Raw genomic sequence first — 25,028 nt, forward strand, 5'->3', positions numbered from 1 at the left:
GTCCGGGGGGATGCGCATGCTGAGCGTCGTACGGAAACTGCCCCGATGGGCGCTGGTGGTGGCCGGGGTCGTGGTCGCCGCGCTGGTGGTCGCCGTCGCGTGGAACGGCATAACCCGGATCGGGACCACCAAGGTCACCGCCTACTTCCCGTCCACCTCCGGCCTGTACGCCGGTGACGACGTGCGGGTCCTCGGCGTCCAGGTCGGCCGGATCGACTCGATCGAACCCGGCCCCGACCGGGTGAAGGTGACCATGACCCTCGATCGCGGTGTCGATGTCCCCGCCGACCCCAAAGCGGTGATCATCTCGCCTTCGCTGGTGTCGGCGCGCTTCATCCAGCTCGCGCCCGCCTACACCGGCGGCCCGAAGCTGACCGACGGCGGCGTTATCCCGATCGAGCACACCGCGGTGCCGGTCGAGTGGGACGACATCAAGGCCGAGTTGTCCAAGCTCGCCACCGCTTTGGGGCCGGTCGGTGACGACAAGCAGGGTTCGTTCGGCCGGTTCGTCGACACCGCCGCCGAGAACCTCGACGGCAACGGACAGCGGTTCCGCGACACCCTACGAGAACTGTCGGCCACGCTGAGCACGCTCTCGGACGGTCGCACCGACCTGTTCGGCACCGTGCGCAACCTGCAGAAGTTCGTCGAGGTGCTGTCGGCGAGCAACGAGCAGATCGTGCAGTTCGGCGGGCGGCTGGCGTCGGTGTCCTCGGTGCTGGCCGGCGTCTCGGCCGATCTCGGCGCCGGGCTGGACAATCTGGACACGGCGATAGTCGACGTGCGCCGTTTCATCGACGGCAGCGGCGCCGAACTCACCGAGGGTGTGCAGCGGCTGGCCGACGCCACCCAGGTACTGGTCGACAAGCGGCCGGAACTGGAACGGGTCCTGCACTCCGGCCCGACCGCGCTGGTGAACTTCTACCAGATCTACAAGCCGGCCCAAGGCACCCTGACCGGCGCGATCGCGTTGAACAACCCCGCCGATCCGCTCGGCTTCCTCTGTGGTTCGGTCCGCGCGCTGGAGACCAACGACTCCGATCGCAGCGCCGACCTCTGCGCGCAGTACCTGGCGCCCGTGATCAACAGCCTGAGCATGAACTACGTGCCGATCATGACGAACCCGGCCAGCGGCGTCACCGCCTTCCCCGACCAACTGGTGTACACCGATCCCAGCCTGGCCGGGCGGGTCGAGAGCCAGACCCCGGCGCAGCCGCAGCCCGCTCCGGTGCGCGTGCCGGACGGCATCGCCGGGCTGGCGATCCCGGGGCTGACAGGAGGAGTGCGATGATGCCGACGCGGCGAATGCGCCGCACCGCCGCCGTCGCGGTGGGGCTGGCGGTGGCGCTCGGCGTCTGCGGCTGTGAGTGGGACGGCCTGAACTCGCTGCCAATGCCCGGCACCGAGGGCACCGCACCCGGCTCCTACCAGGTGCGCATCCAGATGCCGAACGTGACCACACTGACCAGGAACTCGCCGGTCCGGGTGCACGACGTGACGGTCGGCACCGTCTCGAAGATCGAGGTGGAGGACTGGCACGCGCTGGTCACCGTGACGCTCAACCCGGACGTGCACCTGCCCGCCAACGCGGTCGCGAAGATCGGTCAGACGAGTCTGCTGGGATCCAACCATCTCGAGCTCTCCGCCCCGGTCGATCAGCCGCCGGAAGGGCGGTTGCGGGCGGGCGACGTCATCCCGCTGGCGCGGGCCGGAACGTTCCCGACCACCGAGCAGGTGTTGTCCTCGCTGTCGGTGGTGCTCAACGGCGGTGGCGTCGCACAGCTGGAAACCATCACCCGGGAACTCAATTCCGCGCTCACCGGGCGGGAGGAGGCCATCCGGGACCTGCTGCCGCAGCTCGACGCGCTGACCACGAACCTGGATCGCCAGACCGGCGACATCATCGCCGCCATGAGCGGACTGGACCGGCTCGGTGGCCAGCTCGCCGAGCAGCGTGACGTGGTGGCGGCGGCCATCGAGCAGATCCATCCGGCGTTGACCGTGCTGGCCGACCGCAGGGCGAACATCACCAGGGCGCTCAGCGCGCTGGGCGAGCTGAGCGACGTAGTCCGGCGCATCGTCGACGCCAGCGGCAACGACCTGAAGGCCAATCTGCGCAGCCTCGTGCCTGCGCTGAAGTCGCTGTCGGATACGGGCGGCAACCTGACCGAGGCGCTGAAGATCCTGGCCACCTTCCCCTTCCCGATGAAGAATCTGGACCACGCGATCAAGGGCGATTACCTCAACCTGTTCATGACCGTGGACATCACCGGACGCCGCCTGGATTCGAACTTCCTGACCGGAACGCCGCTGGGCGGGCGGTTCGGCGGGGTGGAAGGCGCCCTCGGCAGCTTCGCGCCCGGCACGGCCGCGCAGAACGGCGACCCGGCCACCGGGCCGCTGCAGGCGCCGCCGCCCGCGGAGAGCCAGCCCGCTCCGACCATTCCTGGTCTGCCGCCGATACCCGGCCTGCCCGCCATTCCCGGGCTGACCGTGCCCTTGCCGGGCAACTCCGCGCCACAAGGGGGTCCGGGACAGTGAAGCTCACCCGGTTCGTCCGTACCCAGCTGATCATCTTCTCCGTGCTGACGGTGATCGGCCTGGTGATCATGGGCGGGACATACGTGAAGCTGCCCGCGATGTTCGGCATCGGGCGCTACGAGGTCACGGTGCAGCTGGCCGCGACGGGCGGTCTCTACCCGACGGCGAACGTCGCCTACCGCGGCACGAACGTCGGTGTGGTGAAAGAGGTCCGGCTCACGCCCGTAGGCGTCGACGCGCGACTGTCCATCGCCAGCGACTACAAGATCCCCGCCGACGTCGACGCGTGGGTGCGCAGCGTCTCCGCGGTCGGCGAGCAGTACGTGGACCTGGTGCCCGCCGAGAACCGCACGGGCGGAAACCTGCGCGACGGCAGCGTGATCCCGGTGGAGCGCACCAAGCTGCCGCAAGACGTCGGCGCGCTGCTCGACCAGGCCGACCGGTTGCTGTCGAGCGTCGCGGACACCCGGCTGCGGCAGGTCATCGACGAGGCGTTCCTGGCCTTCAACGGCGCCGGACCGGATCTGCAGCGGTTCATCGACTCCGCGTCGCTGCTGGTGCAGGAAGCGCAGGCCAACGCCGAACCGACGAAGCAGTTGCTCGACCAGATCGGGCCACTGCTGGACACCCAGACCCGCTCGGACGCGGCGATCCGTTCCTGGACCGCCGATCTGGCGACGGTCACCGATCAGCTGCGCGGCCACGATCCCGCGTTGCGCGGTGTGCTGCGCGAGGGCCCGTCCGGGATGCAGCGGGTGACCGACCTGTTCGACGATCTGCGTCCGACGCTGCCGCTGCTGCTGTCGAACCTGGTCAGCGTCGGCCAGGTCGCGGTCACTTATCACGCCGGCCTGGAGCAGATCCTGGTGATCTACCCGCCGCTGGTCGCCGCGCTGCTGACCGCGGTCCGCGGCCCGCTGGAATACGGCGCGCTGGTCGACTTCATGGCGTTGGTCAACGACCCGCCCGCGTGCACCACCGGCTTCCTCCCACCGGACCAGCGCCGCTCGCCGAGCGAGCTCGACACTCCCGACACCCCGCCCGGCCTGTACTGCAAGGTGCCGCAGGACGCGCCCGAGGCGGTGCGCGGCATCCGCAACACGCCGTGCGTGGAGGTGCCCGGTGTGCGCGCCCCGACGCCGGAACTGTGCCGGACCGGGTACGTTCCGGTGGGCGACAACCCGCCGTTCGGGCCGCCGCAGCCGGTCGCGCCCGCGGCAGCGCCGGCGGCGGAGCCCGACGAACCCCCGGTCGTGGCACCGGCGAGTTACGGCGGCGACACACCCGCCGCCGCCCGCGCGTACGACCCGGCCACCGGCGCGTACATCGGCACCGACGGGCGGACATACCGACAGGGCGATATCGGACCGGGCGGTTCGGGCACGGTACCGTCGAGCTGGCAGGCGATGCTCGAGGAGCAGCAACGATGAGTGAGAGCAACGGAGAAGGCCACCGCTCGCGACGGCGTGCGGTGCGCTCGGCCGGGCCCCCGGTCGAGGAGAACGCGACACCCACCGGCGCGAAGACTGCGGCGCCCGAGGTTCCCGCTGCCCGCGAGACCGCGCCCGCCGCCGATAGCGGGACGAGTTCAGTTGCGGCCGAGTCGGACCTCTCGGCCGCACCGGCCGCCCCGGCACCGGCCACGGGCGATGCGGACACGGCGGTCGCACTGGCGAAAACAGACGCGCAGTCGTCCCCCGAGGCGACGCCGACCGAACAGAAGACCGCTCCCAGCAAGGGGCGCAACCTCCCGCGAGTGCTCGCGACCGCTGCCGCGGCGTTGCTGGTCATCGCGCTGGTATGCGGTGCGGCCCTCTCGGTTCTCGCGATGCGCTCGGCGCACGAACGCGACGAGCGGCGCGCCGAATACGTCGAGACCGCCAGGCAGGCGGTCGTCAACCTGACCACCATCCGCGCCGATTCGGCCAAGCAGGACATCGACCGGATCCTCTCGCTGGCCTCCGGCGAGTTCAAGACCGAGTTCGACGGCCGGGTCGACCCGTTCACCAGCATCGTGCAGCAGGCCAAGGTGGTTTCCAGCGGCGAGATCGTGGAGGCCGCGCTGGAGAGCGACGACGATCGCTCCGGGCGGGTGCTGGTCGCGGCCAAGCAGACGCTGACCAACGCGGGCCAGGCCGAGCCGCAGACCAGGTATTACCGGTTCCGGGTCACCGTGTCGCGCGGCGACACCGGGCTGACCGTGTCCGATGTGGAGTTCGTGGCATGAGCGGCGACAGCAGGAACGGAATGCGAGCCAGGATCCTGCTCGCGGTGCTCGGGGTGGTGGTCGCGGCCGCCGCGGTGCTCGGCGGCGTGAACGGCTACCGCTACTGGGATGACCGGCAGGCCGAGCAGTCGCGCAAGGACGCGGTGGCGACGGCGGGGCGCACCGTCGAGGCCATGTTCACCTACACCCCGCAGACCGTGGACACCGAGCTGCGCAAGTCCGCCGACAATCTCACCGGCGACTTCCGCGAGGACTACCTGACGCTGATCGATAAGCAGATCGCGCCGGGCGCCAAGGAGAAGCAGCTCACCGTCACCGCGACCACGCAGGCGGGCGGCGTCATCTCCGCCGACCGCTCGCACGCGCAGGTTCTGCTGTTCCTCAACCAGGTCATGACCAGCAAGGACACCCCGCAGGGCACCACTACCGGCAGCCGCGTGCGCGTCAGTTTGACGAAATCCGACTCGCGCTGGCTGGTCGAGGCGGTCACCCCGGTCTGAGACGGGTGTCCGCGGCCGGTGCGCCGCTAGGACTCCGACGACGGCCTGCGGGGTAGCCGCACGGTGAACGTCGTCCCCATCTCGGTCGAACTCCGGACGCCGACCTCGCCGCCGTGCGCGGTCACCAGCGCCTGCACGATGGACAAGCCGAGCCCGGTGCCGCCGCTGGACCGGGCGCGTGAGGCATCGGCGCGATAGAAGCGCTCGAAGACACGTTCGGCCTGCTCCGGCGGCAGACCGGGGCCGGTGTCGGCCACCTCGAGCAGCACGTCGTCGGGGCCGGGCGTCAGCAGCACCGTCACCTTCGCGTCGGGCGCGGTGTGCGTGACGGCGTTGTTCAACAGATTCGTCAGAACTTGGCGCAGTCTTGCCTCGTCGCCGACCACCTCGAGCGTTCCCTCGCCCGGTTCGATCTTCAGCTCGACGGTGCGGGCGGGGCCGTCGGCCTGTCCGGCGGCGACCACGGCGCGCGCGTTGTGCACCGCGTCGCTGGCGACGGCGAGCAGGTCGACCGGGCCCAGTTCCAGCGGGCGATGGGCGTCCAGTCGCGCGAGCATCAGCAGGTCTTCCACGAGCACGCCCATCCGCTGGGATTCCCGCTCGATGCGGTCCATGAACGCGGCGGGCTCGTCGGTGGCGCCTTGGCGATACAGTTCGGCGAACCCGCGGATCGTCGTCAGGGGGGTGCGCAGCTCGTGACTGGCGTCGGCGATGAAGCGGCGCATGCGTTCCTCGGACCGGCGCGCCGCCTCCTCGGACGCGGCGGTCGCGGTGAAGGCGCGCTGGATCTGCGCGAGCATGCCGTTCAGCGACCTGGACAGCCGGTCCACCTCGGTGTCGGCGCCGCGCACGGGGACGCGGCGGTGCAGGTCGCCGCGGGCGATGGCCGCGGCGGTGCTCTCCACCCGGCGCAGCGGCCGCAGACTGCGCCGCACCACGAAGTACGCCATCACCCCCAGCACGGCCAGCACGATCGCCCCGACGATCAGTTCGAGCATCACCAGCCGGTGCACGGTGTCGGTGTTCTGGGTGAGCGGCAACGCCACCGTCGTGGTGCCCTCCGGCGTGCGCAGTGTCAGCGCGCGCCACTGGATCGGTGCTCCGTCCACGGAGCCGACGGTGTACGGCCCTGGTCGCGGTGTCGATGGCAGATCCGGCACGGCGTCGACGGCGAACGCCCGGAGGAAGAACACGTGCCCGTCACTACGCACCGAGCGCACAAAGAACTGGCTCGGAGCGTGACGCGATTCCGCGGGCGGCACCGGCGGTGGCGGTCCCCGCCTGGACCATTCCATCGCGCCCTCGCGCAACTGCTGGTCGGTCCGGTCGGTCAGCTGCTGTTCCAGGGCCGAGGTGACCACCATGCCCGAGACGAGCAGGCCGAGCCCGGCGGTGAGCACCAGCAGAACCGTCAGCGTCACACGCAGTGGGACCGCCGAGAGCAGACCGGATACCTTCGCGCGCGCCGTGACGAGCCGGCCGGGGCTCATGTACCGCTCTTGCGATGGGGCGCGCGCATGACGTAGCCGACCCCGCGCAGAGTGTGGATCAACCGTGTGTCCCCGGTGTCCACCTTCTTGCGCAGGTAGGAGACGTAGGTCTCCACCACGCCGACCTCGCCGCCGAAGTCGTAGCGCCACACGTGGTCGAGGATGCGCGGCTTGCTCAGCACGGTGCCCGCGTTGACCATGAAGTAGCGCAGCAGCGTGAACTCGGTGGGCGACAGGGCGACCGGCTCGCCCGCCTTCCACACCTCATGGGTGTCGTCGTCGAGCTCGATGTCCTCGAAACGGATCCGCGGACTCTCTCGCTGCGGCGCGGCGTGACCCGCGCGGCGCAGGATGACCCGCAGCCGGGCCACCACTTCTTCCAAGCTGAACGGCTTGGTGACGTAGTCGTCGGCGCCCAGCGTGAGGCCGGTGACCTTGTCCTGCACGTCGTCGCGCGCGGTCAGGAACAACACGGGCGCGTCGATGCCGTCGGCGCGCAGCCTGCGCAGCAGGCCGAAGCCGTCCATCCCCGGCATCATCACGTCCACGATGAACGCCTGCGGACGGAAAATGCGCGCCTTGTCCAGCGCTTGGGCTCCATCGGCCGCGGAGTCGACCTCGAAGCCCTGGTAGCGCAGGCTCACCGCGAGCAGTTCGACGATCATCGGCTCGTCGTCGACAACCAGGACCCTGGCCTCGGGGGTCTGCCGCACGGGCGCACCACTCATGGCTACATGGTCCGGCATCCGGCTGCGAGGTTCCTGGACCAAAGCTGGGTGATTGCTGTGAACGCGGGCTTCAGCGGTCGCGGTCCTCGGGGAAGACGTCCTCGTCGGTGAGCAGCGCGCTGCCCGCGACCTGGTCCTGCGCCAAGGCGTCCAGGAATGCCCGCGCCCAGCGATCCACGTCGTGGGCCAGCACCTGCCTGCGCAACGCGCGCATCCGCCTGCGTTTGACGTCGCGCTCGTCCTCCAGCGCGGCGACGATGGCGTCCTTCACGTCGTCCAGGTCGTGCGGGTTGCAGAGGTAGGCCTGCCGAAGTTCGGCCGCGGCGCCGGTGAACTCGCTCAGCACCAAGGCGCCGTTGAGCCCGCTGTGACACGCGACGTACTCCTTGGCGACCAGGTTCATGCCGTCGCGCAGCGGCGTCACCAGCATCACGTCGGCGGCCACGAAGAACGCGACCAGTTCGTCGCGCGGGATGGGGCGGTGCAGGTAGTGCACCACCGGGTAGCCGACCCGGGCGAACTCGCCGTTGATCCGGCCGACCTGGCGCTCGATGTCGCCGCGCATCTGGATGTAGCTCTCGACCCGCTCGCGACTGGGAGTGGCCAGCTGGATCATGACCGTGTCGGCAGGATCGACCCGGCCGTCGATGAGCAGCTCCTCGAGCGCGTTGAGCCGGATATCGATGCCCTTGGTGTAGTCCAGCCGGTCCACACCGAGCAGGATGTTCTTCGGATTCCCCAGTTCGGCTCGGATCTTGGCGGCGCGCTCGCGCACCGACCTGCGGCGGGAGTGTTCGTCCAGCTCGGCCGACGCGATCGAGATCGGGAACGCCCCGACCCGCACCGTACGGAACCCGACCTGGACGACGCCGAGCTTGGAGCGCACGCCGACCGAGCCTCGGGAGGTCGGTTGACCGGCCAGCCTACGGGCCAGGTAGAGGAAGTTCTGCGCGCCGCCAGGCAGGTGGAAGCCGATGAGGTCGGCGCCGAGCAAGCCCTCCACGATCTCGGTCCGCCACGGCATCTGCATGAACAGCTCGACCGGCGGGAACGGGATGTGCAGGAAGAAACCTATGGTCAGGTCCGGGCGCAGCATGCGCAGCATCTTGGGCACCAGCTGGAGCTGGTAGTCCTGCACCCATACGGTCGCGCCCTCGGCGGCGACCTTCGCGGTGGCCTCGGCGAAGCGCCGGTTCACGGTGACGTAGGCGCTCCACCATTTGCGGTCGTAGACCGGACGCACGATCACGTCGTGGTAGAGCGGCCACAGCGTGCCGTTGGAGAAGCCTTCGTAGTAGTCGGCCACCTCTTGGGCCGACAGCGGGACCGGATGCAGTTCGAGGCCGTCCTCGATGATCGGGTCCACGTCGACGTTGGGGACGCCCGCCCAGCCGACCCACGCCCCCTTGTTGTTGCGCAGGACCGATTCCAGCGCGGTGACCAGACCGCCCGGGCTGCGTTTCCAGCGGGTGCTGCCGTCGGGCAGTCGTTCGAGGTCGACGGGGAGCCGGTTGGCGACGACGACGAAACCGGAGCCCGCGCCGGAGCCGGGGTTGTTGTCCGCCGCGGTCTCGGCGATCGAGGTCTGTCTGGCGTGCTCGGAGTCGTCGGACGGGTTCATCTGGTCCACTCACGCATCCTTTGCGCGTTGCTGTATCCCGCTGGAGTTGTGTGGTCGACGTCGCCGTTGGCGTCGAGAACGAGGTTATTCGCCTCGAGCGTTCGGTCCAATACCCAGCATGGACAACAACATCCGGCACTCATCGGCGTCCTCGGCGTAAGCAGCGACCACCCGCTGCGCCTGACGCGCGGTTTCGTCGGCGAGCGGTTCCAGATCGTCGTCCGCAATGTCGTTCGCGCTGCCCTTCGCGGCCATCGTCAAGTCCTCCCGGCTTCGTGCGCACTTACCCTGCGAAAAGCCAATGGTATGCGACGCTGGGGGGTGCGCCCGCCGGGGCGTTGGCCGAAGGGCGGCGCCCGCCGTCAGGGCACCCCGGTCGGTGCGCCGATCCCCGCGGTCCCTATACCGTGGGGGAAGCGCAGCACCAACTCCACGAAAGGGTCGATATGCCGCTGGCCACGGTGAACGGGATTTCCCTCAACTATCAGGTGAAGGGTGACCGCGCCAAGGGCACCGACGCCAAGGGCTCCGCACCGCTCGTGGTCATGATCATGGGCACCGGCAGCCCCGGCCGGGTATGGGAGCTGCACCAGGTCCCCGCCCTGGTCGCCGCCGGTTACCGGGTGTGCACCTTCGACAATCGCGGCATCGCGCCGTCCTTCGAGGCCGCCTCCGGCATGACGATCGATGATCTGGTCGCCGACACCGCCGCCCTGATCGAGTTCCTGGGCGAGGGCCCGGCGCTGGTGGTGGGCACGTCGATGGGGGCGCGCGTGGCGCAGGAACTGGCGCTGGCCCGCCCCGACCTGGTGCGCAAGGCGGTCTTCATGGCCGGACACGGGCGGCTGGACCAGTTCCAGAAGACGCTCTCGCTCGGCGAACACGAACTCGACGCGAGCGGGGTGAAGCTGCCGCCGAAATACGAGGCGGCGATCACCGCGGTCATGAACCTCTCGCCCGCGACCATGGCCGAGTCGAATGCCGCGCGCGACTGGCTGGACCTGTTCGAGTTCACCGGCGGGCCGGTCTCGCCCGGTATCCGCGCTCAGCGCAGGATGGACCACGATTTCGACCGGGTGCAGGCCTACCGGGCGATCCGCGTGCCCTGCCTTTCGGTCGGATTCGCCGACGACCGGATGATTCCGCCGTATCTGTCCAGGGAGATCGCCGAGGTGATCCCGGGCGCGCGGTACCAGGAGGTACCGGACGCCGGGCATTTCGGATATTTGGAGCGGCCCGAAGCGGTCAACAAGATTCTCCTGGACTTCTTCGGTGGCTGATTGCGAGTCGGCCGAAGTGACGACGGTCGGGGTGACAGCATAGGTAAGCGCCCAGGCGTAACGTCTTGCTTGCTAGTGTCGAAACAACGCTCGGGTTCGCACGGCGCCAGGGTTTCGTAGTAACCCGGCACCGTGTGAACCAGGAGCGATCCCGTACATAGCGCCAGTATCCAGTGAGGTGAAATTGAGCACCAACCCCTTCGATGATGAAGACGGCCGCTTCTTCGTCCTGGTCAACGACGAGGAACAGCATTCCCTGTGGCCGGCCTTCGCAGAGGTTCCAGCCGGGTGGCGAGTCGTATTCGGTGAGGACAGCCGCGCCGCCTGCGTCGAGTACGTGGAGAAGAACTGGACCGACATGCGCCCGAAGAGCCTGCGGGACGCCATGGCCGCCGACGACGCGGCCCGGCAGGGCGCCCAGTCCTGATCGGTCCTGTGAGTGCCGCGCCCACGGCGCGGTAGGTTCGCGGCTCCGTCATGGCTCGCGTCCCGGCGGCCGCCGCTCGCGACTTCGTCGTGGGCGGGTCGGTCGCTCGGACCGGAGCGGAGCCGCGAACGAGCACTGCTCGATCTCTCTTCACTCGAAAGCGGTTGTCTGGTTCGCAGGCCCGGATCGGCGTCTAACGCCGGTTCTGTTGTCACACAGTCGGCGAGCCCGGTTATGATGACAACCGCTTCCCGCCTCCTTAGCTCAGTGGTAGAGCACTCGCCTTGTAAGCGAGCGGTCGTCAGTTCAATCCTGACAGGGGGCTCTGTCCGCCGTTGCGCGTTTCGGGGCTCGGTGGTAGACCGTGCCGAGTCGTAAGCGCGCGGTCGTCGGCAAGGGGGGAAGGGGTTTGTCGATCGCTGTGCGCATCGAGGCGCAGCGTCGGGGCCGAGGTGACCGGATTCGGGTCAGTGTCCTCGCAGGGGCGGGAGTTCGCTTCGGTCATGCCATGGCTCAGGGGTGGATGATTCGCGGATCCCGGCTCGGATGGGCGACTGTCGTCGCGGTCCCGGGTAGGCGCTGGCGTGGCGCGGTACCGTCCGGTTCGAGCTCACCGCTTCGCCGACGATGGCCGACACTGTGCGCGGCAACGACTTGCGCCGGACGAGTCCGGATCAATTTCGACAGAAGACTTGGGGGGAAGGTCATTCCATTCCAGCGAGGCGGGCTCAGTACACCGTCCGACCAGTATGACGCCATCCAGCGAACGGTCAGCATATCTGACTACCGACCGACGAGCATGTTTCCGGCTAAGAGTCTGTTTGTAGTCTGGTGTGCGCAAACAGATCTCGTGAAAGGCCTGTTCAGGTCACGCGCAAACACCGGATGGGCCACAAACGGGACATGACGGCATACTTCGCGCACATTCGGGAAAATCTAGGTGCGTCGGGATCCTCATCTGCCGAAAGTTGTTGAGATGTACGAATACAACGCGACGCTGCCGACCGATACGCGGGCTCGTACGACCCAGGGGGTGCGCGATGACTGAGCTGATCGATTTCTCCGCCGCGCTGATCGAGCCGCAAGCGATCAAGGACGCCGGATACGCGGGCGTCATCGGCTACTTCAGTGATTCCCGTCCGGGCACGAATTTCGGTGCGAAACCGCTGCGGCGGGAATATTGCGACCGATTGCGCGCCATCGGGCTCGAGATAGTGACCAATTACCAGTACGGCAAGGGTGAGACGTCGGACTGGAAAGGCGGTTACGAGGCGGGCGTGCACCATGCGCGGATCGCGCTCGATTACCACTTCGCGGCAGGCGGGCCCGGATATCGCCCGCTGTACGCCCCGGTCGACGCGAATCCATCGCTGCAGGAATGGAATTCGCTGATCGCACCTTTTCTGCGTGGCTGGGCATCGGTTGTCGGTTTGGAGTGGACCGGCATGTACGGGAATGCGCGCTGCATCGAGTGGGCGCTCGAGGACGGCGTCGCCACGTGGTTCTGGCAACACAACTGGTCCGGCGATTCCTCGATCAACGGCGACCATCCGGCCGCGCACATCCACCAGATCCGCATCGACCGCGACCAGGTCGCAGGTGTCGTGGTGGATGTCGACAAAGTTCTCGCCGACGACTACGGCCAGTGGTCGAAGGCGGTGCCACCGAATCCGAACACAGGGGGAACAGTGCAGAAGCCGGAGTACGTCGAATTGGACCGAATGGGCAACTCCGCGTCCAGCCGCCACGGTGCGCGCGTGGAGAACTTCCTGCTGCACACGCAGGAAGGTAACGGGACAGCCGAGAGCCTGGCCAACTACCTCAACAATCCCGCGAACGGGGTGAGCTACCACTACACCGTCCGCGATCGCGTCGTCGTCGACGTGGTCGACACCGATCTGGCCAGCTGGTCGGTGCTGGACGCGAATCCGTTCACGATCAACCTCTGCTTCGCGGGCAGCCGCGCCGCATGGAGCCGCAGCGACTGGCTGCGCATCCGCGACGACATCCGGATCGCGGCCTGGCTCGCCGTGCAGGACGCGCGCAAGTACGGGTTCGACACGCATGTCATCGCGCCGCCCTACCAGCGGCGCCAGGGGATCTCCGACCACAAGTACGTCACCGAGTGCCTCGGTATCGGCACGCACACCGACGTGGGCCCGAATTTCCCCTGGGACGTGTTCGCCGACGACGTTCGCGGCTTCGCCACCGGCGAGCCGGGCGGATCGGAGCCGAACGCGATCAACGATTGCGCCGCCGCGAATCCGTGGCTGGGCGACCGGATCACGGAAGGGGAGATCGCCACGCCCGACGGCTCAGGGCGCTTCGCCCAGTTCGAGCACGGTTACATCTATTGGCACCCGGACACCGGCGCGCACGCCATCCCGGAGACGCTGTGGGGAAAGTTCGAGCAGTTGGGCTGGGAGGCAGGGCCGCTCGGCTACCCGATCACCGGCCGCACCGTCCTGCATGGGCCGGACGGCAGGCCTTGGGGTGAGGTGCAGGGTTTCCAGGGCGGCGCGCTCTACCGGCGGCAATCGAGCGCTGACGTCTACTGGGTACACGGCGCGATCCGCGACCGCTGGAACCGATCGGGTTACGAGGGCGGTCCGCTGGGCTGGCCGATGAGCGACGAGATCCCCTGGGACACCGGCGCCTATCAGGATTTCGAGCGCGGTCGGATCTATTGGACTCCGGCCCAGACGCTGGCGACGGTCGCGGTCGGCGGGGTGGACACTCCGCTGCACGACGTGGCGAGCTGACGCGAGCGCCCCGCTTCAGTCGGGGACGTTGGCGCCGTGGCCGAGGTCCCGCAGCGCCTGCCTGATCTTCCCTTGGGCCTCGTCCAGGGACTCGGGGCTCGGGTTCGGGTCGGCGCCGGAGATGTCGAAGTCACCCATCGAGAAGGCCGGGAAGACGTGCACGTGCAGATGCGGCACTTCCAAACCGGCGATCAGCAGACCGGCGCGCGGCGCGTCCCACGCCGCGCGTACGGCCTGGCCGATCTTCTGGGCGACCGCGGTCAGCCGCGCGAAGGTGTCGGCGTCGACGTCCTGCCACTGGTCGATCTCCTTGCGCGGCACCACGAGGGTGTGGCCCGGAGTGACCGGAGCGATCGTGAGGAAGCCGACGAACTCGTCGTCCTCCCAGACGAAACGGCCCGGGAGCTGACCGGCGATGATCGCGCTGAAGACAGAAGCCATGTTCGGCAGCGTAACCCGGCCCGTGCGCCGCGGCACCGGACCGGTCCGCGCTACACCGCGACGAAATGCGACAGGATGCCCTGCACCTCGTAGATGTCCACCTGCCGGTTGAACCGCTTGAGCAGCGGCTCCGCGGTGCCCGCGATCCAGATGGCCAGCTCCGCGTCCATATCGAAGGTGCCCGCGGTCTCCACCGAGAAATGGGTGATCGCGCGATAGGGCACGCTGTGGTAGCTCACCTTGCGGCCGGTGACGCCCTGTTTGTCGATCAGGATCAGGCGGCGGTTCGTGAACAGCATCGCGTCGCGGACCAGCAGGTACGCGGCATAGACCTGTTCGCCGTTGCCGAGGAGTTTGGCGTACTCCTGTTGCGCCTGTCCCGGATCGATCCGGCCGGCATTGCCCATCAGTCCGTCGATCAGACCCATCGTCAGCACTTCCTTCGGTGCTCCAGTGGCAGCAACGGGTCAGCCCCCCGCGTCTGCCGGATAATGACCCAGCGGTCGGCACGGACGGAGTGCGCCCATATCCGCTGTCCCCATTCATCATCCCCCGCGCGCGGACCGGCAGCGGCGAAGACGCCGAACGGCTCGTTTAGGCTGTCTGCCGTGCGTGTACTCGTCATCGGTTCCGGAGCCCGTGAACATGCCCTCGTCCTGGCCCTGCGCCGGGACCCCGCGGTGACCGCGCTCTTCGCCGCTCCCGGCAACGCCGGGATCGCCCAGCACGCGCAGGTGCGCCCGGTCGACCCGTGCGACGCCGAGGACGTGGTCGCGTTGGCCACCGAGGTGGACGCCGACCTGGTCGTGATCGGCCCGGAGGTCCCGCTGGTGCTCGGCGTCGCCGACGCGCTGCGGGTGGCGGGGTTCCCGTGCTTCGGTCCGTCGGCCGCGGCCGCTCGCATCGAGGGCTCCAAAGCGTTCGCCAAGGACGTGATGTCCGCCGCGGGCGTGCGCACCGCGCACAGCGAGGTCGTGGACAACCCGGCCGAGCTGGACGACGCGCTCGACCGATTCGGACCCACCTGGGTGGTGAAGGACGACGGACTCGCCGCGGGCAAGGGCGTGGTTGTGACCGCCGACCGCTCCGCCGCGCGGGACCACGGCGCCGAACTGCTCGAGCAAGGCCACCCGGTACTGCTGGAATCGTTCCTGGACGGACCGGAAGTCTCCCTGTTCTGCCTGGTCGACGGCGAGACGGTGGTTCCGTTGTTGCCCGCGCAGGACCACAAGCGCGTCGGTGACGGCGACACCGGGCCCAATACCGGCGGCATGGGCGCGTACACTCCGCTGCCCTGGCTGCCGGAAGAGACCGTCACCGCGATCGTCGAGGACGTGGTGAAACCCGTTGCCGCCGAACTGGTGCGGCGCGGCTGCGGCTTCTCCGGCCTGCTCTACGCGGGCCTGGCGATCGGCGCGGCGGGTCCCGCCGTGGTCGAATTCAACTGCCGCTTCGGCGATCCGGAAACGCAGGCGGTGCTCGCGCTGCTGGACAGCCCGCTCGGTGAGCTGCTGTACGCCACCGCCACCGGCTCGCTGGCGCAAGTGGCCCCGCCGCGCTGGCGCGACGGCTCGGCGATCACCGTGGTGCTCGCCGCGGAGAACTATCCGGGCCGCCCGCGGGTGGGCGACGCCATCTCCGGCGCGGGCGAGGGCGCCTTCGACGCGCACGCGATGGTCCTGCACGCAGGCACCGCGCAGCGCGAGGACGGGGCGCTGGTCTCCGCGGGCGGGCGGGTGCTGAACGTGGTCGGCGTCGGCGCCGGCCTCGTCGAGGCGCGTGCGCGCGCCTACGACCGCATCGCCGCCATCAAGCTGCCGGGCAGTCACTACCGCACGGACATCGGCTTGGCCGCCGTGGAAGACCGCATCAAGGTCTGAGCGCCACCGGGGGCCGGTGCCGCCCGCCCGATGCCCGGGTTCAGCCGAACGTGAGCCCGCGCAGCGCCAGCCATTGCTGCGGGTCCACATGCCGTCCGCCGACGATCACCTCGAAGTGCAGGTGCGGGCCGGTGGAGTCGCCGCGATTGCCCATGCGGGCGATCTGCATCCCCGCGGGCACCCGTTCGCCGACCGAGACGAAGAAGTCGTACATGTGCCCGTAGACGGTGATGCTGCCGTCGTCGTGGCGGATCCGCACCCACAGGCCGAATCCGTGCGCCGGTCCCGCGTCGACGACCGTGCCGTCGGCGACCGCGTAGATCGGGGTGCCGATCGGGCCCGCGATGTCGATGCCGTTGTGGAAGGTGCCCCAGCGGGATCCGAAGCCGGAGGTGAAGACGCCGCGGGCGGGCAGGACGAAGCCGGTGGTGCCCGGCGCGATCGAGCCGGGCTGTACCGGCGCGGCCGCGGTCATCCAGGGCTGACGCTCCCCGGCGACGGCGGCAGCCGCCTCGGCCTTGGCCCGTTCGAGTGTCGCGCGCGCCGCGGCCGCGACCACCGCTTGCTCGCGCAGCCGCTCACCGTTGGCGATCGCGTTCAGCAACCGGGTCGTCGACGGCGGGGTGTTCTGCATCTGGGGTGGAAACGCGACGGCGACGCGCTGGGCGCGATCCGGAGCCGGAGTGCGATCGGTGACCGTCCCGGCGAAGGACGTGTCGCTCGCGGCGAGCAGCGCGGCCGCGGCGAGCCCGCTCAGCAGCACCTTGTTCCGGCGCGCCAGCGCGAGCAATTCCTCGCCGGTGGGCTTGCGCCGCCACAGGTCGCGGGGGCCGGGCCTGCGGCTCCACCAGGTTCGCAGGTCGCCGCGGCGCGCCCACAGGCCGCGCGGATCGATCTTCCCCCCGGCCCCGAACAGCCGCTTTTCCGGAGGTCGCGGCGAGCGCGCGCGCCAGTCGCGCGGGATGACTCCGACGCCACCCACTCCGCGCACTCGGTCTAGCTTCTCCCGTCGAGCCTTCTCGAGCATCAAGCAGACCATAACCGTGATCGCGAGAGATCCGCGTGCTCTACCGTCTGTCGAGTGTCCAGAGAATCTCGCCGGTCGACCATTCCACCTTTCTACGTGATGGATGTCTGGAAAGCCGCCGCGGAACGCGCCCGGACCCACGGTGATGTGCTCGTCCTCGCCGCGGGGCAGCCGTCCACGCCCGCGCCCGCACCGGTCCTGCGCGCGACCGAGCTGGCCATCCAGTCCGAATTGCTGGGATACACAGAGACTTTCGGCATCCTCGCCATCCGCGAGGCGATCGCCGAACACCACAGGGAGACCTACGGATACCAGGTCGAACCGGACGACGTGGTCGTGACGACCGGCTCGTCCGGCGCGTTCTCGCTGATCTTCCTCGCCGCCTTCGACCCGGGCGACACCGTCGTGGTCGCGCGTCCCGGTTATCCCGCCTATCGCAACACGCTCGCGGCGCTGGGCTGCCGGGTACTGGAGCTGGACTGCGGCGCCCAGACCAGATTCCAGCCCACCGTCGCCATGCTCGAGGCCCTGCCGCAGCCGCCTGCCGGTCTGGTGGTGGCCAGTCCCGCCAATCCCACCGGCACCATGATCGCCCCCGGTGAACTCGCCGCGCTGGCCCGCTGGTGCGAAGAGTGCGGCACCCTGCTGATCTCCGACGAGATCTACCACGGCATCACCTACGACAGCGCCGGAGCCGACAGCGCGACCTCGTCGGCCTGGGAGACCTCGCGGGAATCGGTGGTGATCGGCTCGGTCTCCAAGTACTTCTCCATGACGGGTTGGCGGCTCGGCTGGATGCTGGTGCCGAGCGGGCTGCGCCCCGCGCTACAGCGGCTGGCCTCGAATCTGACCGTGTGCCCGCCCGCCATCTCCCAGTACGCGGCGCTGCACGCGTTCGGCGCGGAGGCAAAAGCGGAACTCGACGGGCACGTCCGGCGGTACGCGGTGAACCGGCGCCTGCTGTTGGACGGGCTGCCGAAACTGGGCATCACCGATCTCGCCCCGGCGGACGGCGCGTTCTACGCCTACGCCGACATCGGTCACCTCACCGACGACTCCCGTGCGTGGTGCGCCGACGTACTGAACCACACGGGGGTCGCCCTCGCACCGGGGGTGGACTTCGACACCGTCAACGGACACCGCACGGTTCGCTTCTCGTTCGCCGGAGCCACCGCGGACATCGAGGCGGCACTGCTGCGTCTAGGGCACTATCTAGGTCATTGATCGCCCTGTCAGGCAACAACTTTCCGCAGTTCGGCACCCTGGCCGCGTGTATGCGGTAAAACATCGATGGTTGCTTTTCCTCGCTGATTTCCCCTGGAAGAACTGATGACGACTGGCACGATGGCACGGTGATCACCGCGACGACCCCGAAAGGCGAACGGCGTCGCCAGGCTTTGATAGCCGCCGCTGCCGAGCTGCTGCTCGAAGGCGGATTCGAGGCGGTGCGGCATCGCTCGGTTGCGACGCGCGCTGATCTGCCCCTGGCGTCGACCACCTACTACTTCGAATCCCTGGACGACCTGATCGCGCGGGCGGTCGAGTTCAGCGGCAACGCCGAGCTGGACGCGATGCGCAGGCGGGTCGGCGAGGTCAGCCACCGCCGCCGCGGCGCGGAAGCCACTGTCGACCTGGTGCTCGATCTGCTGGTGGGAGCCGACGGCGCCGACGAAGGGGCGCGCGGCAGGCTGATCGCCCGCTACGAGCGTTCGGTCGCCTCGGCGCGGCACCCGGAGCTGCGGGAAGTCCAGCTCCGGCTGCGCGCCCAGCTGGACGAACTGCTGGCCGACGTGCTGCGCCGATCCGACCGGATGGTGCGGCCCGAACAGCTGCGCAGGCTGGTGGCGGTGGTGGACGGAGCGGTGGTCGCCGCGCTCACCGAGATGGATCCGGAGCCGCGGCGAATGGCGCGCGGCGCGCTGCTGGAAGTGATCGACATCGTCGCGCCTCCGGCGCGGGCGTCCGCGCCGGAGACAGCGGCGGCCTATGTGACCACCGATGGCCCCGTGCGAGCCACGCCCCAGCAAGTGGATCGTTATCGCGCACTAGACTGACTGGACGTGAGCGAGCGAACCAGCAATACAGCGCCTGAAGGCACGGAGCCGAGCGTCAGCGAGGCGCGGTCGTGAGCCTGGTCCCCAACGTCCTCGCCACCCGCTACGCCAGCCCCGAGCTGGTGCACCTGTGGTCGCCGGAATACAAGGTCGTGCTCGAGCGGCGGCTGTGGCTCGAGGTCTTGCGGGCGCAGGCGGAGCTGGGTGTCGACGTGCCCGAAGGGGTCGTCGCGGACTACGAGCGGGTGCTCGACGAGGTCGACCTCGCCGCCATCGCCGAACGCGAGCGGGTCACCCGGCACGACGTGAAGGCGCGCATCGAGGAATTCAACGCACTCGCCGGGCACGAGCACGTGCACAAGGGCATGACCAGCCGCGACCTCACCGAGAACGTGGAGCAGCTGCAGATCCGGCTCTCGCTCGAGCACGTGCACGCGCACGGCGTCGCGATCGCCGCCCGTCTGGCCGAGCGCGCCGCCGAGTACCAGGCGCTGGTGATGGCGGGCCGCTCGCACAACGTCGCGGCGCAGGCCACCACGCTCGGCAAGCGGTTCGCCTCCGCCGCCGACGAATTGCTGATCGCGCTGACCAGGCTGCGCGAGCTGATCGACCGCTACCCGCTGCGCGGGATCAAGGGTCCGATGGGCACCGCGCAGGACATGCTCGACCTGCTCGGCGGCGACCCGGCCAAACTGGCCGGGCTCGAGCAGCAGGTGGCCAGGCATCTGGGTTTCGCGACGGTGCTCACCAGCGTCGGCCAGGTCTACCCGCGCTCGCTGGATCACGACGTGCTCACCGCACTGGTGCAGGTGGGCGCGGGTCCGTCCTCGTTCGCGCACACGATCCGGTTGATGGCCGGGCACGAGCTGGTCACCGAGGGCTTCCAGCCCGGGCAGGTGGGTAGCTCGGCGATGCCGCACAAGATGAACACCCGCTCCTGCGAGCGGGTCAACGGCTTGCAAGTGGTGCTGCGCGGTTACGCCTCGATGGCGGCCGAGCTGGCGGGCGCGCAGTGGAACGAGGGCGACGTGTTCTGCTCGGTGGTGCGCCGCGTCGCACTGCCGGACGCGTTCTTCGCCATCGACGGGATGATGGAAACGTTCCTCACCGTCTTGGCCGAATTCGGCGCCTACCCGGCCGTGATCGCCCGCGAACTGGACCGCTACCTGCCCTTCCTCGCCACCACCCGCATCCTCATGGCCGCCGTCCGGGCCGGCGTCGGCCGCGAGACCGCCCACGAGGTCATCAAGGAGCACGCCGTCGCGGTCGCTTTGGCCATGCGCGAGCAGGGCCGCGAACCCGACCTCCTGGACCGCCTCGCGGCCGACCCGCGCCTGCCACTGGATCGCCCCGCCCTCGACGCGGCGCTGGCCGACAAGTCCGCGTTCGTCGGCGCGGCCGAAGCCCAGGTCGCCGACGTCATCGGCCAGGTGCAGAAACTGGTCGATCGATACCCGGACGCAGCGCGGTATTCGCCGTCACCGATCTTGTAGCGGAACTGAGGCTTCTGCGGCGAAGCGGCTCGTCATTCCGATCAAGGGCTGGCGTTGTCTGAGGGCGCGCGGCGCAGTCCCTATCCATCTACAGCATTTGTGCGTGGCGAAACCGTGCGTTCAACTGCCATCGCGCGTAACTCAGTGACGTCCGCAGATATCGACACGGTCGCCGCAACCTCTCCAACGGAGAGTGTTGCGGCGACCGTGTGAATCCAAGGGACCGCGGGAGGCGACGGCTTTTGCGTTTCTGGCTTCTACTGCATCCGGCGGCGGAGCCGGAGGCTCAAGCGCCACAGCGAGTTACGCAGCCGCGTCGGCCCCCAAAACTTCACCCGGTGCCACAGACCAGGATCTTGGTACTCCGCGTACCTGCCGTTGAACGTCGGCATTCTGCTCATCCTCTCGGGCATTCCTTGGACGTGACGGTCCGGGTGTCGCCGACCTCGGTGTAGTCGAACGGAAGTCCTCGCAGCTTGCCATAAACGTGCACCTTGTGCCTCCACTCACCGGCCTCGCACTCGGCGCTGACGCGAGTCTCGCGGCCCGCACGGGAGGGAATTCCGGAATCGACCTGGAGAGCCCAGCGGGCCCACCGGCCCCCGCTGAGGTGCTCCAAGCTCAGCTCGAGCGTGTGTGACTCTGGAGGCACGTCACACGTGGCCTTCACATCGGCGTAGATGACTGGATGCAGCAGTGTCGGCCTACTGAAGACAGTGGTGAAGTCACACGCCTTGGCCTTGATCGGGGTCGGTGCTGCTGCCGCTGGCACAAAGCCAGGGAAGACGACAGCGCCCATTATGAGGACGGTTGTGAGTCGAGAAATGGTGTACCGCATCGAACTCCCCTGTTCAGTTTCCTGGATCGTCTCTCCGCTCAGGACTCCCTTGATGTGTCCGGCTTCATTCGTCCGCCATCGATCAGCGTTTGACGTGCCGTTTCTTTGCGGGGGCACTCGGTGGCGCGGCAGCCTCGATGCTGCTGCATGGTCGCGTGGGCTTCTTCGACGCTGAGAGGCCGATCGGGCGCTGCGTGCGGCCAGCCTGTAGGCCTCCGTCGGCTGGCCCGCCACTCGGCTTGGACACGGTCGATGATGTCTTGGACGTTGGTCCCCCGGTCCGATGGTTCGGCATCGTCCTGCCACCAATTGAAAACCATTGCGGCATCCATCCTCATCTGAGTGTTGGGTTGGAAGTCACCGGAGCCGGAGGAGTCAGCACCCCGGCGCCGGGACGGTTCTGGGGCCGCCACTCCAGGCCAGACATCGCGGCGTCTCGGGCGACGATTTCGAGGACTTCGGGTCTCGGTTTTCGGTCGAGAATCCAAAGCGACACGAAGATCAACGCGAGCTTTGGTGGACATCGCGTTACCCCCTCTGCACGTGTTCGAGTCGCTGCGGTGTGGCCCCCGCTGCCGGAAACTTCTCGGACTGATCACGGGTGCTGGAACCGGCCCGATGGTGAGTGGCTGGATTCGAAGGTACGAAGCGACATCCGCCAGGTCTACGAACTTGCGCAAACTTGCGCGGTTTCGCCTAACAGGGTGCATATGCCGCAAGGGTGGCGGATCATGAGGTGTGCTGGCGCAAGCATGCACAAACATTCAGGGAGGGACTTGATGATGAACTTACGATTCCTCGGCAAAGGTGGCTCTGATAAGACGGGTTGCCCATCGTTGTATGCCACTGCTCAGGGAAGTTATCTCGTTCAGGGATGGCAGACCGGCGAGCCTGAGACAGTGGAGATTCCGCACCTGTTGACCGGCTTCGCTGAGCCGGACACCTTCATCGGCGCGACGATGACGGACACGGGAAGGGGGACGTTCAGGTTGACTGGCCGCCCCATCACTGATCATGAAACGTTGAGCCAGTTGGTGCTGGAGGACAACGAAGCAGCCATCGAAGTGCCGAAGGCTGAAAGGAATTACTACGGTGGAATTTCGCTCGGATGATCGTTGGCTGGAGCTATTCGAGAGCGCCCGGCGTTCAGCGTTCCACCTGGAGGTCCGGGATTCCTACGCCGAGCCCGAGGAGTCTGCACCGCTACGGCGGTTCCTCGCAGGCGAACCGGAGCCGCCGGACGGCTACGACAAGAACGACTGGATCGAACTCATAGAAGCACTGAGCGATCGCGGGGTCACGATGAGCCGCATCCGCGTGGTAACCGAGCCCCTTTCCGGCTATCAACGGTGGTTGTTGTCCGTGGCTGGAAGTAGCGTGAATGCCGGGGAGGACATTCGTTACGTTCCCAGGCATCTCGCGGGAGAGACTCCTCTCGATGACTGGTGGTTGTTCGATGACGAACTGGTGGCGTTCAACCTCGTCGACGCCGCAGGCAAGCCGGCCGGCGCGGCAGTGACCAACGATCCCGGCGTGGCGGCGTATTGCCGGGTCGTCAGGCAAAGGCTCTGGGATCGGGCCATCCCGTACACCGAGTTCGCCGCTTCGGTCAGCACCCAGCGGTGACCGATTCTGTTCAAGACGCGAGGGAAGCTCTCGGCCAGAGGCTTCGGGAAATCCGGCGTGATGCCGGTGTCACCGGCCGAGAGCTTGCCTCCCGCGAAGGTTGGCACGAGTCGAAGGTTTCTCGCATTGAGCACGGGAAAAACACGCCTTCGACTGACGATATCCGCGCTTACTGCAACCACTGCCGGGCGCACGACCAGCTGCCCGACCTGCTTGCCACGCTGCACAACATCGATGCCGCATATCTCGAATACCGGCGGTTGCTCAGCGCGGGCGTCAAGCGCGGACAGCAGTTGTATGCCAAGCTCGAAGCGGAAGCAAAGCTGATTCGCACGTACGATCCGCAGATCATTCCAGGCCTGCTGCAAACCGCCGAGTACGCCGAGGCCAAGCTGCGCAGTGTCATCGAGTTCTATCACTTGCCCAACGACCTCGACGCCGGCGTGTCCAAACGCATCGAACGGCAGCAAGTCCTGTATCGCAGAGATCACCGGTTCCACTTCGTCATCAGTGAGCGATCCCTCTACACAACCGTTGGCGACGACGATGTGATGCGCGGCCAACTCGATCGACTGCACTCGATTATCGGCATGCCGCGAGTCACGTTCGGGATCGTGCCGCTGACAGCTGAGGCCAAGGTGGTCTTGGAGAATTTCACCATGTTCGACAATCGGATGGTCAAAGTCGAAGGGCACACGGCAGAATTGACCATCACGCAGCCGAGGGAAGTCGCACTGTATGGGCGCGCATTCGACGTCTTGTCCAATCAGTCCGTGACCGGCAAACAGGCGCGCGATCTGATCACCGCAGCCCATGCACGGCGTACGGGAGCTGTCTGATGCGGGCTGCGTCGAGATTATCGCTGGGAATAGCGCGAGTTGCGGTAGGCGAAATGGGGACCCTTGGCTACAGGGTGTCACACATGGTCACCGTCATGGACGGGACCCAAGATCATCGAGGTGCCGAAGCGAGAAAGGAAGTATTTCGGTGCGACTGCTGCAAGGTCAAGCGTTCTGGGACCTGTTCCGGGAGGCTGAGCGCTCCGCGTTCCACCTCGAAACCAGGGACGCCTACGACGTAGAGGACGAGAACCCGCAATTGGCGCGGTTCCTCGAAGGTCACCGAGACGATGACTACGCATGGTTTCAGCCCTGGCTGAACCTGATGCGGGACGCCACGAACCGGGGCATCGCAGTCTCGCGGGTGCGAGTCGTCACGGTGCCCCTCCCGGATTACCACCGTTGGTTGTTGTCGATCACGCCCGAGAACGCCGATGCAGGGGAGGACATCCGTTACGTGCCGAGGCATCTCGCCGGAGAGCTCCCGGCAGATGACTGGTGGCTGTACGACGATTCGCTGGTCGCCTTCAACGTCGTCGACACCAACGGCTTCGGGGTCGGGGCGGCACGACCGACGATCCGCACATAGTCGCCTACTGCCGCAGAATCCGAGAACGGCTGTGGAAGCTGGCTACGCCCTATGTCGAGTTCGCGCACGTCACGCCGTGACCAACTCGGTTCATGAACAGCGGGAAGCGCTCCGCTGGTCTCGACCCGACCAGCTAGAACCTGTTTTCAAGTATCCGCCCCAATAAACTGCGGGTCGTGAATCCCTACACGATTTTCGCCGATATCGTCGCCGGGCGAGCGCCGTCGAGCAAGGTCTACGAGGATGACGATGTGCTGGCGTTCATGGACATTCGGCCGATGACGCCGGGGCATCTGCTGGTGGTTCCGAAGGTGGCCGCGCGCAGTCTCGCCGAGCTCGATCCGGTCGTCGGGGGGAAGCTGTTCCAGGTGGGACAGCGGTTGGCGGCGGCGTTGCGGGCCAGCGAGGTGGCGTGCGACGGAGTCAATTTCTTCCTGGCGGACGGGGTGACGGCCGGGCAGGAGGTCTTTCACGTGCACCTGCACGTCATACCGCGCACCCCGGGCGACGGGTTCGGTTTGCGCGGGCGGCCGACCAGTCCTCGGCGGCCCGATCTGGACTATCTCGCCGCCTCGATTCGGGGTGCACTGGACTGAGCTGATCGATGGGGCCTGCGGTACCGTCCTGCCCCGGCCATCCCTCGGGGTCGGCTCATCCTCCGGCAG

23 protein-coding genes, 1 tRNA gene and 2 pseudogenes are annotated in these 25,028 nt (G+C 67.9%); 18 read left to right on the forward strand and 8 right to left on the reverse strand.

Annotated features, from left to right (window positions below; all coding sequences use genetic code 11):
* Nucleotides 1-10: 10 nt before the first annotated feature.
* Genes K8O92_11415 through K8O92_11435 form a run of 5 tightly spaced genes read left to right on the forward strand, consistent with a single transcriptional unit; the run spans nt 11 to nt 5,268 of the window.
* On the forward strand, nt 11-1,291 hold the full coding sequence (locus K8O92_11415) for an MCE family protein (protein UAK34402.1): 1,281 nt from the start codon (nt 11-13) through the stop codon (nt 1,289-1,291).
* 14 nt (nt 1,292-1,305) lie between these two features.
* Nucleotides 1,306-2,541: an MCE family protein gene (locus K8O92_11420; protein UAK35628.1), complete on the forward strand. Its 1,236-nt coding sequence runs from the start codon at nt 1,306-1,308 to the stop codon at nt 2,539-2,541.
* The gene (locus tag K8O92_11425; GenBank protein ID UAK34403.1) at nt 2,538-3,971 is read left to right on the forward strand and encodes an MCE family protein; all 1,434 of its coding nucleotides are present in this window, start codon (nt 2,538-2,540) and stop codon (nt 3,969-3,971) included. The genes K8O92_11420 and K8O92_11425 overlap by 4 nt, the downstream gene beginning before the upstream one ends.
* Nucleotides 3,968-4,768: a hypothetical protein gene (locus K8O92_11430; protein UAK34404.1), complete on the forward strand. Its 801-nt coding sequence runs from the start codon at nt 3,968-3,970 to the stop codon at nt 4,766-4,768. The genes K8O92_11425 and K8O92_11430 overlap by 4 nt, the downstream gene beginning before the upstream one ends.
* A gap of 20 nt (nt 4,769-4,788) precedes the next feature.
* Nucleotides 4,789-5,268, forward strand: coding sequence for a h domain protein (locus K8O92_11435; protein ID UAK35629.1), 480 nt, complete (start codon nt 4,789-4,791; stop codon nt 5,266-5,268).
* Between the two features lie 26 nt (nt 5,269-5,294).
* On the opposite strand, the gene K8O92_11440 is transcribed toward K8O92_11435, so the two are convergent.
* From K8O92_11440 to K8O92_11455, 4 genes are all read right to left on the reverse strand, one after another.
* Nucleotides 5,295-6,758: a HAMP domain-containing histidine kinase gene (locus tag K8O92_11440; GenBank protein UAK34405.1), complete on the reverse strand. Its 1,464-nt coding sequence runs from the start codon at nt 6,756-6,758 to the stop codon at nt 5,295-5,297.
* The gene (locus K8O92_11445; GenBank protein ID UAK34406.1) at nt 6,755-7,486 is read right to left on the reverse strand and encodes a response regulator transcription factor; all 732 of its coding nucleotides are present in this window, start codon (nt 7,484-7,486) and stop codon (nt 6,755-6,757) included. Before K8O92_11445 ends, K8O92_11440 begins: the two co-directional genes overlap by 4 nt.
* Nucleotides 7,487-7,556: 70 nt before the next feature.
* Nucleotides 7,557-9,107 (reverse strand): trehalose-6-phosphate synthase, encoded by a 1,551-nt coding sequence (locus tag K8O92_11450; GenBank protein ID UAK35630.1) that lies wholly within the window; start codon nt 9,105-9,107, stop codon nt 7,557-7,559.
* Nucleotides 9,108-9,191: 84 nt separating this feature from the next.
* The gene (locus K8O92_11455) at nt 9,192-9,362 is read right to left on the reverse strand and encodes a hypothetical protein (protein ID UAK34407.1); all 171 of its coding nucleotides are present in this window, start codon (nt 9,360-9,362) and stop codon (nt 9,192-9,194) included.
* A 191-nt stretch (nt 9,363-9,553) separates the two neighbouring features.
* On the opposite strand from K8O92_11455, the gene K8O92_11460 reads away from it, so the two are divergent.
* The 4 genes from K8O92_11460 (at nt 9,554) to K8O92_11475 (ending at nt 13,576) form a co-directional block, all read left to right on the forward strand.
* Nucleotides 9,554-10,387: an alpha/beta hydrolase gene (locus K8O92_11460; GenBank protein UAK34408.1), complete on the forward strand. Its 834-nt coding sequence runs from the start codon at nt 9,554-9,556 to the stop codon at nt 10,385-10,387.
* A gap of 184 nt (nt 10,388-10,571) precedes the next feature.
* Nucleotides 10,572-10,814: an MbtH family protein gene (locus tag K8O92_11465; GenBank protein UAK34409.1), complete on the forward strand. Its 243-nt coding sequence runs from the start codon at nt 10,572-10,574 to the stop codon at nt 10,812-10,814.
* 253 nt (nt 10,815-11,067) lie between these two features.
* Nucleotides 11,068-11,139 (forward strand) — tRNA-Thr (locus K8O92_11470).
* A gap of 715 nt (nt 11,140-11,854) precedes the next feature.
* Nucleotides 11,855-13,576 (forward strand): DUF1906 domain-containing protein, encoded by a 1,722-nt coding sequence (locus K8O92_11475; GenBank protein UAK34410.1) that lies wholly within the window; start codon nt 11,855-11,857, stop codon nt 13,574-13,576.
* A 15-nt stretch (nt 13,577-13,591) separates the two neighbouring features.
* On the opposite strand, the gene K8O92_11480 is transcribed toward K8O92_11475, so the two are convergent.
* Both K8O92_11480 and K8O92_11485 read right to left on the reverse strand, forming a co-directional pair.
* A complete protein-coding gene (locus K8O92_11480; GenBank protein ID UAK34411.1) occupies nt 13,592-14,017 on the reverse strand; it encodes an HIT family protein in 426 nt (141 codons plus the stop codon).
* Between the two features lie 50 nt (nt 14,018-14,067).
* Nucleotides 14,068-14,445 carry a PH domain-containing protein gene (locus K8O92_11485; GenBank protein ID UAK34412.1) on the reverse strand — a complete coding sequence of 126 codons (378 nt, stop codon included), beginning with the start codon at nt 14,443-14,445 and terminating at the stop codon, nt 14,068-14,070.
* Between the two features lie 180 nt (nt 14,446-14,625).
* Between K8O92_11485 and purD the strand changes: the two genes are divergently transcribed.
* On the forward strand, nt 14,626-15,897 hold the full coding sequence (gene purD / locus K8O92_11490; protein UAK34413.1) for a phosphoribosylamine--glycine ligase: 1,272 nt from the start codon (nt 14,626-14,628) through the stop codon (nt 15,895-15,897).
* Between the two features lie 40 nt (nt 15,898-15,937).
* On the opposite strand, the gene K8O92_11495 is transcribed toward purD, so the two are convergent.
* Nucleotides 15,938-16,924: a M23 family metallopeptidase gene (locus K8O92_11495; protein ID UAK34414.1), complete on the reverse strand. Its 987-nt coding sequence runs from the start codon at nt 16,922-16,924 to the stop codon at nt 15,938-15,940.
* 54 nt (nt 16,925-16,978) lie between these two features.
* On the opposite strand from K8O92_11495, the gene K8O92_11500 reads away from it, so the two are divergent.
* The 3 genes and pseudogenes from K8O92_11500 to purB all read left to right on the forward strand — a co-directional run bounded on the left by K8O92_11500 (nt 16,979) and on the right by purB (nt 20,471).
* Nucleotides 16,979-18,148 carry a pyridoxal phosphate-dependent aminotransferase gene (locus tag K8O92_11500; GenBank protein ID UAK34415.1) on the forward strand — a complete coding sequence of 390 codons (1,170 nt, stop codon included), beginning with the start codon at nt 16,979-16,981 and terminating at the stop codon, nt 18,146-18,148.
* A 128-nt stretch (nt 18,149-18,276) separates the two neighbouring features.
* Nucleotides 18,277-18,873 (forward strand): annotated as a pseudogene (locus tag K8O92_11505) (TetR family transcriptional regulator).
* A gap of 176 nt (nt 18,874-19,049) precedes the next feature.
* Nucleotides 19,050-20,471 carry an adenylosuccinate lyase gene (purB, locus tag K8O92_11510; GenBank protein UAK34416.1) on the forward strand — a complete coding sequence of 474 codons (1,422 nt, stop codon included), beginning with the start codon at nt 19,050-19,052 and terminating at the stop codon, nt 20,469-20,471.
* A gap of 397 nt (nt 20,472-20,868) precedes the next feature.
* On the opposite strand, the gene K8O92_11515 is transcribed toward purB, so the two are convergent.
* Nucleotides 20,869-21,309 carry a hypothetical protein gene (locus K8O92_11515; protein ID UAK34417.1) on the reverse strand — a complete coding sequence of 147 codons (441 nt, stop codon included), beginning with the start codon at nt 21,307-21,309 and terminating at the stop codon, nt 20,869-20,871.
* A 782-nt stretch (nt 21,310-22,091) separates the two neighbouring features.
* On the opposite strand from K8O92_11515, the gene K8O92_11520 reads away from it, so the two are divergent.
* The 5 genes and pseudogenes from K8O92_11520 to K8O92_11540 all read left to right on the forward strand — a co-directional run bounded on the left by K8O92_11520 (nt 22,092) and on the right by K8O92_11540 (nt 24,959).
* A complete protein-coding gene (locus tag K8O92_11520) occupies nt 22,092-22,421 on the forward strand; it encodes a hypothetical protein (protein ID UAK35631.1) in 330 nt (109 codons plus the stop codon).
* Nucleotides 22,402-22,935 (forward strand): hypothetical protein, encoded by a 534-nt coding sequence (locus K8O92_11525; protein UAK34418.1) that lies wholly within the window; start codon nt 22,402-22,404, stop codon nt 22,933-22,935. Before K8O92_11520 ends, K8O92_11525 begins: the two co-directional genes overlap by 20 nt.
* Complete coding sequence (locus K8O92_11530; protein UAK34419.1) at nt 22,932-23,774, forward strand: helix-turn-helix transcriptional regulator; 843 nt, start codon at nt 22,932-22,934, stop codon at nt 23,772-23,774. Before K8O92_11525 ends, K8O92_11530 begins: the two co-directional genes overlap by 4 nt.
* A 148-nt stretch (nt 23,775-23,922) precedes the next feature.
* A pseudogene (locus K8O92_11535) lies at nt 23,923-24,443 on the forward strand (hypothetical protein).
* Between the two features lie 96 nt (nt 24,444-24,539).
* Nucleotides 24,540-24,959 (forward strand): HIT domain-containing protein, encoded by a 420-nt coding sequence (locus K8O92_11540; GenBank protein UAK34420.1) that lies wholly within the window; start codon nt 24,540-24,542, stop codon nt 24,957-24,959.
* The last annotated feature ends 69 nt before the right edge of the window (nt 24,960-25,028 follow it).

It is taken from the genome of Nocardia asteroides (assembly GCA_019930625.1).
GTDB classification, from domain to species: Bacteria; Actinomycetota; Actinomycetes; order Mycobacteriales; family Mycobacteriaceae; genus Nocardia; species Nocardia sputi.

Bases quoted from the DNA above. Each gene is read 5' to 3' on its own strand.
- K8O92_11430 (UAK34404.1), top strand. From the start codon at position 3,968: ATGAGTGAGAGCAACGGAGAAGGCCACCGCTCGCGACGGCGTGCGGTG.
- K8O92_11460 (UAK34408.1), top strand. From the start codon at position 9,554: ATGCCGCTGGCCACGGTGAACGGGATTTCCCTCAACTATCAGGTGAAG.
- K8O92_11450 (UAK35630.1), bottom strand. From the start codon at position 9,107: ATGAACCCGTCCGACGACTCCGAGCACGCCAGACAGACCTCGATCGCC.
- K8O92_11445 (UAK34406.1), bottom strand. From the start codon at position 7,486: ATGAGTGGTGCGCCCGTGCGGCAGACCCCCGAGGCCAGGGTCCTGGTT.
- K8O92_11480 (UAK34411.1), bottom strand. From the start codon at position 14,017: ATGGCTTCTGTCTTCAGCGCGATCATCGCCGGTCAGCTCCCGGGCCGT.
- K8O92_11440 (UAK34405.1), bottom strand. From the start codon at position 6,758: ATGAGCCCCGGCCGGCTCGTCACGGCGCGCGCGAAGGTATCCGGTCTG.
- K8O92_11475 (UAK34410.1), top strand. From the start codon at position 11,855: ATGACTGAGCTGATCGATTTCTCCGCCGCGCTGATCGAGCCGCAAGCG.
- K8O92_11420 (UAK35628.1), top strand. From the start codon at position 1,306: ATGCGCCGCACCGCCGCCGTCGCGGTGGGGCTGGCGGTGGCGCTCGGC.
- K8O92_11485 (UAK34412.1), bottom strand. From the start codon at position 14,445: ATGGGTCTGATCGACGGACTGATGGGCAATGCCGGCCGGATCGATCCG.
- K8O92_11455 (UAK34407.1), bottom strand. From the start codon at position 9,362: ATGGCCGCGAAGGGCAGCGCGAACGACATTGCGGACGACGATCTGGAA.
- K8O92_11520 (UAK35631.1), top strand. From the start codon at position 22,092: ATGAACTTACGATTCCTCGGCAAAGGTGGCTCTGATAAGACGGGTTGC.
- K8O92_11495 (UAK34414.1), bottom strand. From the start codon at position 16,924: ATGCTCGAGAAGGCTCGACGGGAGAAGCTAGACCGAGTGCGCGGAGTG.
- K8O92_11515 (UAK34417.1), bottom strand. From the start codon at position 21,309: ATGCGGTACACCATTTCTCGACTCACAACCGTCCTCATAATGGGCGCT.
- K8O92_11435 (UAK35629.1), top strand. From the start codon at position 4,789: ATGCGAGCCAGGATCCTGCTCGCGGTGCTCGGGGTGGTGGTCGCGGCC.
- K8O92_11415 (UAK34402.1), top strand. From the start codon at position 11: ATGCGCATGCTGAGCGTCGTACGGAAACTGCCCCGATGGGCGCTGGTG.